This window comes from Streptomyces sp. ML-6, assembly GCF_030116705.1.
GTDB lineage: Bacteria > Actinomycetota > Actinomycetes > Streptomycetales > Streptomycetaceae > Streptomyces.
Genome location: NZ_JAOTIK010000001.1, coordinates 1,828,808 through 1,842,370, shown reverse-complemented (window position 1 = coordinate 1,842,370; position 13,563 = coordinate 1,828,808). Strand labels below are relative to the sequence as shown.

13 protein-coding genes and 1 riboswitch are annotated in these 13,563 nt (G+C 68.1%); of the genes, 10 read left to right on the top strand and 3 right to left on the bottom strand.

Going from position 1 to position 13,563, the window contains the following annotated elements:
• Positions 1-15: 15 nt before the first annotated feature.
• The 4 genes from ctaC to OCT49_RS08150 all read left to right on the top strand — a co-directional run bounded on the left by ctaC (position 16) and on the right by OCT49_RS08150 (position 4,478).
• Complete coding sequence (gene ctaC, locus OCT49_RS08165) at positions 16-978, top strand: aa3-type cytochrome oxidase subunit II (protein ID WP_283851217.1); 963 nt, start codon at positions 16-18, stop codon at positions 976-978.
• Positions 975-2,711, top strand: coding sequence for an aa3-type cytochrome oxidase subunit I (gene ctaD / locus OCT49_RS08160; protein WP_283851216.1), 1,737 nt, complete (start codon positions 975-977; stop codon positions 2,709-2,711). Before ctaC ends, ctaD begins: the two co-directional genes overlap by 4 nt.
• Positions 2,708-3,106, top strand: a complete 399-nt coding sequence (locus OCT49_RS08155) for a cytochrome c oxidase subunit 4 (RefSeq protein ID WP_283851215.1) — start codon at positions 2,708-2,710, stop codon at positions 3,104-3,106. The genes ctaD and OCT49_RS08155 overlap by 4 nt, the downstream gene beginning before the upstream one ends.
• Positions 3,107-3,224: 118 nt before the next feature.
• Positions 3,225-4,478, top strand: coding sequence for a L,D-transpeptidase (locus OCT49_RS08150; RefSeq protein WP_283851214.1), 1,254 nt, complete (start codon positions 3,225-3,227; stop codon positions 4,476-4,478).
• A gap of 81 nt (positions 4,479-4,559) precedes the next feature.
• Here the strand turns inward: OCT49_RS08150 and OCT49_RS08145 are convergent, their stop codons facing one another.
• Entirely contained in the window at positions 4,560-4,961 is a 402-nt protein-coding gene (locus OCT49_RS08145; RefSeq protein ID WP_283851213.1) for a response regulator transcription factor, read from the bottom strand.
• A gap of 187 nt (positions 4,962-5,148) precedes the next feature.
• Here OCT49_RS08145 and ctaE point away from each other — a divergent pair, with 187 nt between their 5' ends.
• From ctaE to OCT49_RS08115, 6 genes are all read left to right on the top strand, one after another.
• A complete protein-coding gene (gene ctaE / locus OCT49_RS08140) occupies positions 5,149-5,769 on the top strand; it encodes an aa3-type cytochrome oxidase subunit III (protein WP_148834517.1) in 621 nt (206 codons plus the stop codon).
• A 94-nt stretch (positions 5,770-5,863) separates the two neighbouring features.
• Positions 5,864-6,673 (top strand): cytochrome bc1 complex diheme cytochrome c subunit, encoded by an 810-nt coding sequence (gene qcrC, locus OCT49_RS08135; RefSeq protein WP_283851212.1) that lies wholly within the window; start codon positions 5,864-5,866, stop codon positions 6,671-6,673.
• Entirely contained in the window at positions 6,670-7,722 is a 1,053-nt protein-coding gene (gene qcrA / locus OCT49_RS08130; protein WP_283851211.1) for a cytochrome bc1 complex Rieske iron-sulfur subunit, read from the top strand. The genes qcrC and qcrA overlap by 4 nt, the downstream gene beginning before the upstream one ends.
• Complete coding sequence (gene qcrB, locus OCT49_RS08125) at positions 7,719-9,344, top strand: cytochrome bc1 complex cytochrome b subunit (protein ID WP_283851210.1); 1,626 nt, start codon at positions 7,719-7,721, stop codon at positions 9,342-9,344. Before qcrA ends, qcrB begins: the two co-directional genes overlap by 4 nt.
• Positions 9,345-9,468: 124 nt before the next feature.
• A complete protein-coding gene (gene trpD / locus OCT49_RS08120; protein WP_283851209.1) occupies positions 9,469-10,533 on the top strand; it encodes an anthranilate phosphoribosyltransferase in 1,065 nt (354 codons plus the stop codon).
• Between the two features lie 169 nt (positions 10,534-10,702).
• Positions 10,703-10,820, top strand: a riboswitch (SAM riboswitch).
• 175 nt (positions 10,821-10,995) lie between these two features.
• Positions 10,996-12,372, top strand: a complete 1,377-nt coding sequence (locus OCT49_RS08115; protein WP_283851208.1) for an aminotransferase class V-fold PLP-dependent enzyme — start codon at positions 10,996-10,998, stop codon at positions 12,370-12,372.
• A gap of 78 nt (positions 12,373-12,450) precedes the next feature.
• Here the strand turns inward: OCT49_RS08115 and OCT49_RS08110 are convergent, their stop codons facing one another.
• Positions 12,451-12,732: an Lrp/AsnC family transcriptional regulator gene (locus tag OCT49_RS08110; RefSeq protein WP_148834504.1), complete on the bottom strand. Its 282-nt coding sequence runs from the start codon at positions 12,730-12,732 to the stop codon at positions 12,451-12,453.
• Positions 12,729-13,481 (bottom strand): rhomboid family intramembrane serine protease, encoded by a 753-nt coding sequence (locus tag OCT49_RS08105; RefSeq protein ID WP_283851207.1) that lies wholly within the window; start codon positions 13,479-13,481, stop codon positions 12,729-12,731. Before OCT49_RS08105 ends, OCT49_RS08110 begins: the two co-directional genes overlap by 4 nt.
• Positions 13,482-13,563: the final 82 nt, after the last annotated feature.

Below are 13,563 nucleotides of genomic sequence, written 5' to 3'. Positions count from 1 at the left end.
TCGGGAAGGCGCTACGTGAGTCCCAACGGCTCCGACCGCTCGTCGCGGCGCCCGATGCGGCGGAAGCTGCCGCAGGTGCTGACTGCGGGCCTGATCCTGGCGACCGCAACCGGTTGCACATACAAGGACTTCCCCCGCCTCGGTATGCCCACGCCGGTAACGGAAGAGGCACCACGGATCCTTTCCCTCTGGCAGGGCTCGTGGGCGGCAGCGCTCGCCACGGGCGTGCTGGTCTGGGGCCTGATCCTGTGGAGCGTCATCTTCCACCGGCGCAGCCGCACCAAGGTCGAGGTTCCTACGCAGACCAGGTACAACATGCCCATCGAGGCGTTGTACACCGTGGTACCCCTGATCATCGTCTCGGTGCTGTTCTACTTCACCGCACGCGATGAATCGAAGCTCCTCTCGCTCTCCGAGAAGCCCGCCCACACCATCAACGTGGTCGGCTACCAGTGGAGCTGGGGATTCAACTACATCGAGGACGTGGACGGCTCGTCCGCCACGGGCAGCGAGATCCCCAAGGAGCTCGACGCCATCCCCGACCGGTACCAGAAGGACTTCCCGAAGAACGCCGAGGGCGTCTACGACTTCGGCATCCCGGGAACCCGGAACCCGCAGAACGGCAACCCGGGTCCGACCCTGTGGCTGCCGAAGGGCGAGAAGGTCCGCTTCGTCCTGACTTCGCGTGACGTCATCCACTCCTTCTGGGTGGTGCCGTTCCTCATGAAGCAGGACGTCATTCCGGGCCACACCAACGCCTTCGAGGTGACTCCCAACCAGGAGGGCACCTTCATGGGCAAGTGCGCCGAGCTCTGCGGCGTCGACCACTCCCGCATGCTCTTCAACGTCAAGGTCGTCTCCCCGGAGCGCTACCAGGCGCACCTGAAGGAGCTGGCGAAGAAGGGTCAGACGGGCTACGTGCCGGCCGGCATCGAGCAGACTGACCCGGCCAGGAATGCGGAGACGAACAAACTGTGAGCATCCTCAACGAACCTCAGGGTGCCGCGGCAGCAGACGACTCGTACGAGGACGAGCTGCCGGTCCGGCGCAAGCAGCCGGGAAACGTCGTCGTCAAGTGGCTGACCACCACTGACCACAAGACGATCGGCACGATGTACCTGGTCACATCGTTCGCATTCTTCTGCATCGGCGGTCTGATGGCGCTCTTCATGCGCGCCGAGCTGGCCCGTCCCGGCACGCAGATCATGTCGAACGAGCAGTTCAACCAGGCGTTCACGATGCACGGCACGATCATGCTGCTGATGTTCGCGACGCCGCTGTTCGCCGGATTCGCGAACTGGATCATGCCGCTGCAGATCGGCGCGCCCGACGTGGCGTTCCCGCGGCTGAACATGTTCGCCTACTGGCTGTACCTCTTCGGTTCGGTCATCGCGGTGGCCGGCTTCCTCACCCCGCAGGGTGCGGCGGACTTCGGCTGGTTCGCCTACTCCCCGCTCTCGGACGCGGTCCGTTCGCCGGGTGTCGGTGCCGACATGTGGATCATGGGTCTGGCCTTCTCCGGCTTCGGCACGATCCTCGGTTCGGTCAACTTCATCACCACGATCATCTGCATGCGCGCCCCCGGCATGACGATGTTCCGCATGCCGATCTTCACCTGGAACGTCCTGCTGACCGGTGTGCTGGTCCTGCTGGCCTTCCCGGTCCTCGCCGCCGCGCTCTTCGCACTGGAGGCGGACCGTAAATTCGGCGCACATATCTTCGACGCGGCCAACGGCGGCGCATTGCTCTGGCAACACCTCTTCTGGTTCTTCGGCCACCCAGAGGTGTACATCATCGCCCTGCCATTCTTCGGAATCATTTCCGAGGTAATTCCGGTCTTCAGCCGGAAGCCGATGTTCGGTTACATCGGTCTGATCAGCGCGACGATCGCCATCGCCGGTCTTTCCGTGACCGTGTGGGCGCACCACATGTACGTCACGGGCGGTGTGCTGTTGCCGTTCTTCTCGTTCATGACATTCCTCATCGCGGTACCGACCGGTGTGAAGTTCTTCAACTGGATCGGCACGATGTGGAAGGGCTCGTTGTCCTTCGAGACCCCGATGCTCTGGGCCGTCGGCTTCCTGATCACCTTCACCTTCGGTGGTCTGACCGGCGTGATCCTGGCGTCGCCGCCGATGGACTTCCACGTCTCGGACTCGTACTTCGTCGTCGCGCACTTCCACTACGTCATCTTCGGCACCGTGGTCTTCGCGATGTTCTCCGGATTCCACTTCTGGTGGCCGAAGTTCACCGGCAAGATGCTGGACGAGCGGCTCGGCAAGATCACGTTCTGGACGCTGTTCGTGGGCTTCCACGGCACGTTCCTGGTGCAGCACTGGCTCGGTGCCGAGGGCATGCCGCGTCGTTACGCGGACTACCTCGCGGCCGACGGCTTCACCGCCCTGAACACGATCTCGACGATCGCCTCGTTCCTGCTCGGCCTGGCGATGCTGCCGTTCTTCTACAACGTGTGGAAGACCGCCAAGTACGGCAAGAAGATCGAGGTCGACGACCCCTGGGGCTACGGCCGTTCGCTGGAGTGGGCGACCTCCTGCCCGCCGCCGCGGCACAACTTCCTCACCCTGCCCCGGATCCGTTCCGAATCCCCGGCCTTCGACCTGCACCACCCGGAGATCGCGGCGCTGGAACAGCTGGGGCACCCCTCCGAGGCTGACAAGGCCCTCGCTGGTGGCAAGGAGGCCGGCAAGTGAAGATCCAGGGCAAGATGTTCCTCTGGCTGAGCATCTTCATGCTCGCCATGGCCATCACCTACGGCGTGTGGGCGAAGGAGCCCGTCGGCACCACCGCGCTGTTCCTGTCCTTCGGTCTGAGCGTGATGATCGGCTTCTACCTGGCCTTCACGGCCCGGCGGGTCGACGCCATGGCGCAGGACAACAAGGAGGCCGACGTCGCGGACGAGGCCGGCGAGGTGGGGTTCTTCTCCCCGCACAGCTGGCAGCCGCTCTCCCTGGCGGTCGGTGGTGCGCTCGCCTTCATGGGCGTCATCTTCGGCTGGTGGCTGCTCTACTTCTCGGCCCCGATGATCCTGATCGGCCTGTTCGGCTGGGTCTTCGAGTACTACCACGGTGAGAACCGCACCCAGTGACACCGCTCCACCGCTCCACCTGACGGGGGGCCCGTACTTCTCCACCAAGAGGAGTGCGGGTCCCCCGTTTGCAGTCACCCCGCGCGCTGACCCGGACGTGCCTCCATAACGTGGATCCATGAACCGCACGCCACGCATCCGGCCCGTAGTGAGCTGCACCCTGCTGGCCGTGACCCTGGCCGCAGGCACGACCGCCTGCGGCGGATCCGGCCACCCGCTGGCGGAGAAGCCGTACGACGCCGCGGACGAGATCTCCTCCAACGTCTCCGAGGGCGACCAGAAGGTCGACCCCGACAAGCCGCTGGAAGTCACCGTCGACGACGACGAGGGCCGGATCACGGACGTGACGGCGGTGGACACCGCCGGACGCCACCTGGCGGGCGAACTCGACGCGGACGGGAAGCGCTGGCACTCCACGGCCCCGCTGGCCGCCGGCACCCGCTACACGGTCCGGGTCGGCGTGGAGGACGGCGACGGCGCCCCGGGCAGCCGCACGCTCTCCTTCGGGACGACCGCCGCCAAGAAGTTCCTGAAGGTCGTCTTCGGCCCTCGGGCGGGCACCTACGGCGTCGGACAGCCCATCACCGCGGAACTCAGCGCTCCGGTCCGGGACCGGGCCTCCAGGGCCACCGTGGAGCGTGCCCTGCGGGTCCGCTCGACGCCCGCGGTGACCGGCTCCTGGTACTGGGTCGACGACAAGACCCTGCACTACCGCCCCAAGGAGTACTGGCCCGCCAGGGCCACCATCGAGGTCACCAGCGGCCTGGACGGCATCAGGGTCACCGACACCCTCCACGGGGCCCCCGCCAAGGCCCTGAAGCTCACCACGGGCGACCGTATCGAGGCCATCACCGACGCCGCCGCGCACTCGATGACGGTCAAGCGCAACGGGAAAGTGATCAAGACCATTCCGGTGACCACCGGGAAGCCCGGCTTCGCCACCCGAAACGGCGTCAAGGTCGTGCTGGGCAAGGAATACCGCGTACGTATGCGCGGGGAGACGATCGGCATCGCGGCGGGCTCGTCCGACTCGTACGACCTGCAGGTCTACTACGCGACCCGGGTCACCTGGAGCGGCGAGTACGTGCACGCGGCCCCCTGGTCCACCGGCTCGCAGGGGTACGCGAACGTCAGCCACGGCTGCACGGGCATGAGCACCGGCCAGGCCGAGTGGTTCTTCAACACCGTGCGGGAGGGCGACATCGTCGAGGTCGTCGGCAGCCAGGGCGAGACGATGGCGCCGTTCGGCAACGGCTACGGCGACTGGAACCTCTCCTGGGCCACATGGCTGAAGGGCAGCGCCCTGCAGAAGAACCCCGCCCCGGACCGTTCGGACACGATCCAGGCGGCGCGACTGCGCCCCGAGGTCTGATGGACCCGGGGAGTGCGCTGCCCCTCGGCAGAACCGCGAAGGAGCCCGCGAGGGGGCTCGTGGCGGGGCCCGCGGCGGGGCTCAGGCCCCCACGGAGAGCCTGCTGCGCAGCAGGGCGGCCAGGGCGTCCGCGAACTCGACCGGTTCGACCGGCAGGGTCACCGCGGCGTCCGCGCGGCTCCAGGTGGCCAGCCAGGCGTCCTGCGGGCGCCCCATCAGCAGCAGCACCGGCGGGCAGCGGAAGACCTCGTCCTTGATCTGCCGGCAGACGCCCATGCCGCCCGCGGGCGCCGTCTCGCCGTCCAGCACGCAGACGTCCACGCCACCGTGCTCCAGCGCCTCCAGGACGGCGGGCAGCGTCGCGCACTCCAGGAACTCCACCGGTGGCACGTCGGCCGCGGGCCTGCGCCCGGCTGCCAGCCTCACCTGCTCACGGGTGTTGGCGTCGTCGCTGTAGACCAGGACCGTGGCGGTCGGCTGCATAGTTCCTCCGTGACATCCGTGTCTTCGGGGCTTTACGGGCATGAACCGATGCGCGGATCGTACTCCGCCCGACGGCCTGTCAGTACCGGTCAGGACAGCTGTTCCCTGGGCTGTTCGGGGAGGGCACACCCCGCTGACACACCGAACGGCACCCCCCGGGGTGAGGGCGGGATAAGCGACCGACATAATGTCGGTCGTGGCGACAGCAACGACAGTAGAAACCGGGCACGCGCACCCGTCGGTCAATCGACCGAACCTCACCAGCGTCGGAACCATCATTTGGCTGAGTTCCGAGCTGATGTTCTTCGCGGCCCTCTTCGCGATGTACTTCACCCTGCGATCGGTGATGGGACCGGATCACTGGAAGGAGATGGCCGAGCACCTGAACTTCCCGTTCTCGGCGACAAACACCACGATCCTGGTGCTCTCCTCACTCACCTGCCAGCTCGGCGTCTTCGCCGCGGAGCGGGGCGATGTGAAGAAACTCCGCACCTGGTTCATCATCACCTTCGTGATGGGTGCGATCTTCATCGGAGGCCAGGTCCTCGAGTACACCGAGCTGGTCAAGGAGGCGGGTCTCTCCCTCTCCTCCGACCCGTACGGTTCGGTGTTCTACCTGACCACCGGCTTCCACGGGCTGCACGTGACAGGCGGGCTCATCGCCTTCCTGCTCGTCCTGGGCCGGACGTACGCGGCCAAGAGGTTCACCCACGAACAGGCCACCTCGGCCATCGTCGTGTCCTACTACTGGCACTTCGTCGACGTCGTGTGGATCGGCCTCTTCGCCACGATCTACATGATCAAGTAATCGGGCCCGGCCCGCACCGCATGATCAAGTAATCGGGCTCGCACCCGAACCACATCCAGCATCGACGCAGAAGATCCTGACACCGGGGTAATCCGTGAAAAAGCTCTCCGCACGACGACGCCATCCGTTGGCGGCGGTCGTCGTACTACTCCTCGCGCTGGCGGCCACTGGGGGGCTGTATGCCGCGTTTGCGCCCGCGAGCAAGGCGCAGGCCGACGAAACCGCCCAGTCCCTCGCCATCGAAGAGGGCAAGAAGCTGTACTCCGTCGGTTGCGCCAGCTGCCACGGAACCGGCGGTCAGGGCACCACCGACGGGCCGAGCCTGGTCGGCGTGGGCTCCGCCGCCGTGGACTTCCAGGTCGGTACGGGCCGCATGCCGGCGCAGCAGCCCGGCGCCCAGGTACCGAAGAAGAAGGTCATCTACACCCAGGCGCAGATCGACCAGCTCGCGGCCTACGTCGCGTCGCTCGGCGCCGGTCCGATCACTCCGACCAAGAAGCAGGTCAACCCTGCGGGCGCGGACATCGCCAAGGGTGGCGAGCTGTTCCGTACCAACTGCGCGCAGTGCCACAACCTCACCGGTGAGGGCGGCGCGCTGACGGAGGGCAAGTACGCGCCCAGCCTGGAGGGCGTGGACCCGAAGCACCTCTACGAGGCCATGCAGACGGGCCCGCAGAACATGCCGTCCTTCCCGGACACCACGATGCCCGAGCAGCAGAAGCGGGACATCATCGCGTACGTCCAGACCGTGAACAGTGACCAGTCGGAGAACCCGGGCGGCCTCACGCTGGGCGGCCTGGGGCCGGTCAGCGAAGGCCTGTTCGCCTGGATCTTCGGGCTCGGCGCACTGATCGCACTTGCCGTTTGGGTCGCGGCCCACACCGCTAAGGCCAAGAAGTCATGAGTAGCCAAGAGATTCCAGACGAGAACCTGCCCGCTGAGCAGGACCCCGCGCACGGCGCGGTGAAGGTCGCGGACGACCCGTTCGCCGACCCGGGGCTGCCGGCCCACAAGCCGCGCATCCAGGACATCGACGAACGGGCCGCGAAGCGCTCCGAGCGCACCGTCGCGCTGCTGTTCACGCTGTCCATGCTGGCGACGGTCGGCTTCATCGCCTCGTACGTCATCTTCCCGGTCGACAAGATCGTGTACATCTGGCCCTTCGGCCATGTGAGCGCGCTCAACTTCTCCCTGGGTCTGACCCTGGGCGTGGCCCTCTTCGCGATCGGCGCCGGTGCCGTCCACTGGGCGCGCACGCTGATGTCCGACGTGGAGGTCGCCGACGACCGGCACCCCATCGAGGCCGCGCCCGAGGTCAAGGCGAAGGTCCTCGCCGACTTCGCGGACGGTGCCCGGGAGTCCGCGATCGGCCGTCGCAAGCTGATCCGCAACACCATGTTCGGCGCGCTGGCCCTGGTGCCGCTCTCCGGTGTGGTGCTGCTGCGCGACCTCGGCCCGCTGCCCGAGAAGAAGCTCCGCGAGACCATGTGGAGCAAGGGCAAGCAGCTCATCAACATGAACACGATGGAGCCGCTGCGTCCCGAGGACGTGATCGTCGGTTCGCTGACCTTCGCCATGCCCGAGGGCCTGGAGGAGGACGCGGAGGACTTCAACAACCAGATCGCCAAGGCCGCGCTGATGATCGTCCGCATCCAGCCGGAGGACATCAAGGACAAGCGCGAGCTGGAGTGGTCCCACGAGGGAATCGTGGCCTTCTCCAAGATCTGCACCCACGTCGGCTGCCCGATCAGCCTGTACGAGCAGCAGACCCACCACGTGCTCTGCCCGTGCCACCAGTCCACCTTCGACCTCTCCGACGGCGCCCGCGTCATTTTCGGTCCGGCCGGCCACGCCCTCCCGCAGCTGCGGATCGGTGTGAACAGCGAGGGCAACCTCGAAGCGCTCGGTGACTTCGCAGAGCCCGTCGGTCCTTCCTTCTGGGAGCGCGGATGAGTACTGCGACCGACACCAAGCGCAAGGCGCCCGCCGGCGAGCGGGTGGCCGACTGGGCGGACGGCCGGCTCGGGATCTACTCCCTGGCCAAGGCCAACATGCGCAAGATCTTCCCGGACCACTGGTCCTTCATGCTCGGTGAGATCGCCCTCTACAGCTTCATCATCATCATCCTCACGGGTGTGTACCTGACGCTGTTCTTCCAGCCGAGCATGAACGAGATCGTGTACCACGGCTCGTACGAGCCGATGCAGGGCATCCGGATGTCCCAGGCATACGCCTCGACGCTGGACATCAGCTTCGACGTCCGCGGTGGTCTGCTGGTCCGCCAGATCCACCACTGGGCCGCGCTGATCTTCCTGGCCGGCATGTTCGTGCACATGATGCGCGTCTTCTTCACGGGTGCGTTCCGCAAGCCGCGCGAGATCAACTGGCTGTTCGGCTTCCTGCTGTTCGTGCTGGGCATGTTCACCGGCTTCACCGGCTACTCGCTCCCGGACGACCTGCTGTCCGGTACGGGTATCCGCTTCACCCAGGGCGCGATCCTGTCGATGCCGATCGTCGGCACGTACATCTCGATGTTCCTGTTCGGCGGGGAGTTCCCCGGCCACGACATGGTCGCCAGGTTCTACTCGATCCACATCCTGCTGCTGCCGGGCATCATGCTCGGTCTGCTGGTGGCGCACCTGATCCTGGTCGTCTACCACAAGCACACGCAGTTCGCGGGTCCCGGCCGCACCAACAAGAACGTCGTCGGCATGCCGCTGATGCCGGTGTACATGGCGAAGGCCGGCGGCTTCTTCTTCCTGGTCTTCGGCATCATCGCCGTCATCGCGGCGATCGCCACGATCAACCCGGTCTGGAACATCGGTCCGTACCGTCCGGACCAGGTGTCCACCGGCGCCCAGCCCGACTGGTACATGGGCTTCGCCGAGGGTCTGATCCGAGTGATGCCGGGCTGGGAGATCAACCTCTGGGGTCACACGCTCGCCCTGGGTGTGTTCATCCCGCTGATGGCCTTCGGACTGGTGCTCGCGGTTCTCGCGGTCTACCCGTTCGTCGAGTCCTGGATCACCGGGGACAAGCGCGAGCACCACATCCTGGACCGCCCGCGCAACGCCCCGACCCGGACGGCCTTCGGTGTCGCCTGGATCACCGTCTACGTCATCGTCTTCATCGGCGGTGGCAACGACCTGTGGGCCACGCACTTCCACCTGTCGATCAACGCCATCACCTGGTTCATCCGGATCTTCATCTTCGCGGGCCCGGTCATCGCGTTCATCGTCACCCGGCGGATCTGCCTCGGCCTCCAGCGCCGCGACAAGGAGAAGGTGCTGCACGGACGCGAGTCCGGCATCATCAAGCGCCTGCCGCACGGTGAGTTCGTCGAGATCCACGAGCCGCTCGGCCCCGAGCAGCTGCACACGCTCACCGCGCACGAGCAGTACAAGCCGGTCGAGATCGGCCCGACGGTCGACGAGAACGGTGTCGAGCGCAAGGTGTCGCCGCTGGAGAAGCTGCGCGCCCGACTCAGCAAGGGCTACTACGGCGAGAACAACCAGATCGCCAAGCCCACCGTCGAGGAGTACAAGGAGATCACCAGCGGCCACGGTCACCACTGATCGCCTGAACTGATCGCCACGGCAGGAGCCCCGTCCACGCGTTGGACGGGGCTCTTCGCCGTCCTCTTCCGGTGGATAGGGTGGAGACGATCCTTTTACCGACTGTGGACCCCGGGAGCGGACCATGAACGTTGTGACCCCGATCGGCGGCGACAGCGTGGCGGACCGTTCCTGGCCCGGCGTGCTGAACCCCCTGCTGCGCGGCGAGAACCTCACCGCGGACGACACCGCCTGGGCGATGGACCGCATCATGAGCGGCGAGGCGACCGATGTGCAGACCGCCGGGTTCGCGGTGGCGCTGCGGGCCAAGGGCGAGACCATCGACGAGGTGACCGGCCTGGTGCGGGCGATGTACGAGCACGCCCACACCATCGAGGTGCCCGGCCGCACGGTCGACATCGTCGGCACCGGCGGCGACCTCGCCAAGACGGTCAACATCTCCACCATGTCGGCCGTCGTCATCGCCGGCACCGGGGCCAAGGTCGTCAAGCACGGCAACCGCGCCTCGTCCTCGGCGAGCGGCGCCTCCGACGTGCTGGAGAAGCTCGGCGTCAACCTGGACCTCTCCGCGCAGCGGGTCGTCGAGGTCGCCGAGGAGGCGGGCATCACCTTCTGCTTCGCGGTGCGCTTCCACCCCGCCCTGCGGTACGCGGCCAGGGCCCGCAAGGAGCTCGGCGCGCCGACCACGTTCAACATCCTCGGTCCGCTCACCAACCCGGCCCGGGTGCGCTCCCAGGCCGTCGGCGTGGCCGACCCGAAGATGGCGCCCATCGTCGCCGGGGTGCTCGCCGAACGCGGCAACTCCGCGCTGGTCTTCCGCGGCGACGACGGCCTGGACGAGCTGACGACGACCGCGACCTCGCGGGTCTGGGTGGTACGGGACGGAGCCGTCCGCGAGGAGGCGTTCGACCCGCGCGACGTCGGTCTGGAGCTGGTGCCCGTGGAGGCGCTGCGCGGTGCGGACGCCTCGTACAACGCCGATGTGGCCCGTCGGCTGCTGGCGGGCGAGCGGGGGCCGGTGCGCGATGCCGTGCTGCTCAACTCGGCGGCGGCCCTGACGGCGCTGGACCCGACGGACGGCACGCTGAACGAGCAGCTCGCCGCCGGGATGGCGAAGGCGGCCGAGTCCATCGACTCGGGCGCGGCGGCGCGGACGCTGGAGCGCTGGGTGGCGGCCAGCAACGCCTGAGAGCCCGCCGGGCGGTCACATGGTGGCCGCCCGGACGGGTCCGGGCAGACCCGGCAGGTCCCGGCAGGCCCTGACAGGCTCCTGAACGGGCGGAAATGTGACGCAGGGCGCAGTCCGGATCCCGGACCGCGCCTTGCGCGCGTCCGCGCGTATGGCAAGATGCTGGACAGGTCATGAGTGACAGCGACTACGGCCCCGGCCCGCTGTCCGGCAACCCTCCGTCCGTGGCGGGGTGCCCCGGGTGAAGACCAGGCCGTGGGCAGCGAGGTCCGCGGCAAGCGCGGGCCCCTCGGCATCTGTGAATGCCAACCCCCGGGGTCCTGGTCCCTAGGGAGTCTCTTGTGAGCACGCGAATGCGATAGGGCCGGTCGGCCCTCTTCCGCACACCCTTTTTCTCTTTCCGCCGCACTGCCGCATGCCTGCCGGTGCGCGCTCTTCGCCTGCCTCTTACGGGAGTTCGCCATGTCTGTCCCCACCGATGCCATCGACGAGTCGGTTTGTGCCCTGCTGCCCGTTCTGGGCGAGGATGTGACGGTTCCGCTGGTCACCGGGGGTGAAGTCGCGTACGCCGCCCTCGACTACGCCGCCAGCGCGCCCGCCCTGCGGCGGGTCTGGGACGACGTCGCCGCGTACGCTCCGTACTACGGCAGCGTCCACCGCGGCGCCGGCTACCTCTCCCAGCTCTCCACGGACCTCTTCGAGAACAGCCGCGCCACCGTCGCGGAGTTCCTCGGCTGCCGTGCGGACGACCAGGTGGTCTTCACCCGCTCGACCACCGACTCGCTGAACCTGCTGGCCGCGGCGCTCCCCGCCGACTGCCAGGTCTTCGTCTTCGAGACCGAGCACCACGCCTCGCTGCTGCCGTGGCGCGACGCGCGGGTGACCTACCTGAACGCCCCGCGCACCCCGGCCCAGGCCGTCGAGACGCTGGAGCGGGCCCTGGCCGCGCGCGACCCCTACGGCCCCGCGCTGGTCTGCGTCACCGGCGCCTCCAACGTCACCGGCGAGCTGTGGCCGGTCGGGGAACTGGCGGCCGCCGCGCACGCGCACGGCGCCCGGATCGTGCTGGACGCCGCGCAGCTCGCCCCGCACCACCCGGTCGACATCACCGAGCTGGACGTCGACTGGGTCGCCTTCTCCGGGCACAAGCTGTACGCGCCCTTCGGCTCCGGCGTGCTCGCCGGCCGGGCCGACTGGCTGCGGGAGGCCGAGCCCTACCTGGCCGGCGGCGGCGCCTCGCGCAAGGTCGCCCGCCGCACCGACGGCGGGGTGGAGGTCGAATGGCACACCACGGCCGCCCGGCACGAGGCCGGTTCCCCCAACGTCATCGGCGCGTACTCCATCGCCTCCGCCTGCAAGGCGCTGAAGGAGGCGGGTTTCGACGCGCTGGTCGCCCGCGAGCAGCGCCTCGTCGCCGGTGTCCGGGCCGGTCTCGCCGGGATTCCCCAGGTCAAGGTGCTCTCGCTGTTCGGCGACGACGCCCCGCGGGTCGGCGTCATCTCCTTCGTGGTGGAGGGCTGGAACAGCTCGCACTTCGCCGCCGCGCTCTCCGCCGAGTACGGCATCGGGGTCCGCGACGGACTGTTCTGCGCCCACCCCCTGGTCCGCACCCTGCTCGGCAGCGACCCGCAGGAGGTCGGCGAGTGCGGCGCGCCCGAGGCCGAGCCGGGGGAGCGGTCCCTCAACGCGATCCGGGTGAGCTTCGGCGCCGGTACGCCGGACGAGCACATCGAGCGTTTCGTCCGCGCGGTCAAGGAACTGGTGAACGAGGGCGCCCAGTGGAAGTACCGCACCGAGGACGGCCGTTGCGTCCCGGACCGGGGCGCCGCGCAGCACTGACCGGCACACAGCACTTCGGCGGGGTACGGGCGGCTTCCCCCGTACCCCGCCGAAGTGTCACGTGGCGGTGATCCCCGCCTACGCGTCGAGCCCGATGGCGAAGGCCGCCTCCAGGTCGTGCTGCGAGTAGGTGCGGAACGCCACGTGGGTGTCGGTGGCCTCGACGCCGGGGATCTTGCTGATCCGGCCCGGGATGATGTCCGCCAGATCGTCGTGCTTGGCCACCCGGACCATGGCGATCAGGTCGTACGTACCGGTGACCGAGAAGACCTCGCTGACACTGTCCAGCGCGGCGATGGACTCGGCGATCTCGGGAATCCGGTCCACGCTGGTTTTGATGAGCACGATCGCGGTGATCACGGCTGGCTTTCTCCCTCGGTGGCCGCGGCTGGTGCCTTCACTCTATCCGTACGCCGGTAACGCCCCCAGGCGTAGAGGAAGCCGAGGGCGAAGCCCACCACATGGGCCAGATAGGCGACCCCCGGCCCCCCGCTGCCCGCGCCCTGCACCGCGAGCCACTGCAGGACGAACCAGAACACCAGCACGATCCAGGCGGGGAAGCGCAGCGGCAGGAAGAAGAGGAACGGGAACAGGCTGGTCACCCGGGCCCGGGGGAACAGGTACAGGAACGCCCCGAGCACCGCCGAGATCGCCCCCGACGCGCCCACGAGCGTCTGGCCGGACGTGGCGTGCGCGGCCGCGTAGGCGACCAGGGCGAGGTAGCCGCAGATGACGTAGAAGGTGGTGAACCCGATACGGCCCATGCGTTCCTCGGTCATCGCCCCGAACACGTACAGGAAGAGCAGGTTGCCGAGCAGGTGCACCCAGCTGCCGTGCACGAAGAGGGCGGTGAGCGGGGTGAGCAGGACCCGTGCCGGGCCGTCCCACAGCTCGTTCGGGATCACGCCCCAGCGCTCGAAGTAGCCGGCCTGGGCGGCCGGCCGGGCCTCGGCGCCGCCGGGGACCGGGTTGAGGCCGGAGAGCGGGCTGATCACGAAGACCAGGGCGCACGCCGTGATCAGGGCGTGGGTCATCGGCGATCCGCCCCGGGCGACCGTCCGCAGGAATCCGCCGGCCGGCCCGCCGGTCACAGTGCGCCGATCGATCATGAACAGAGCATGACGCAAGCGGAGGGAACGGGACGGACCGCCTCGCCGTGTCGGGCGGACGCGGCGAGGCCGTAGGGTTGCG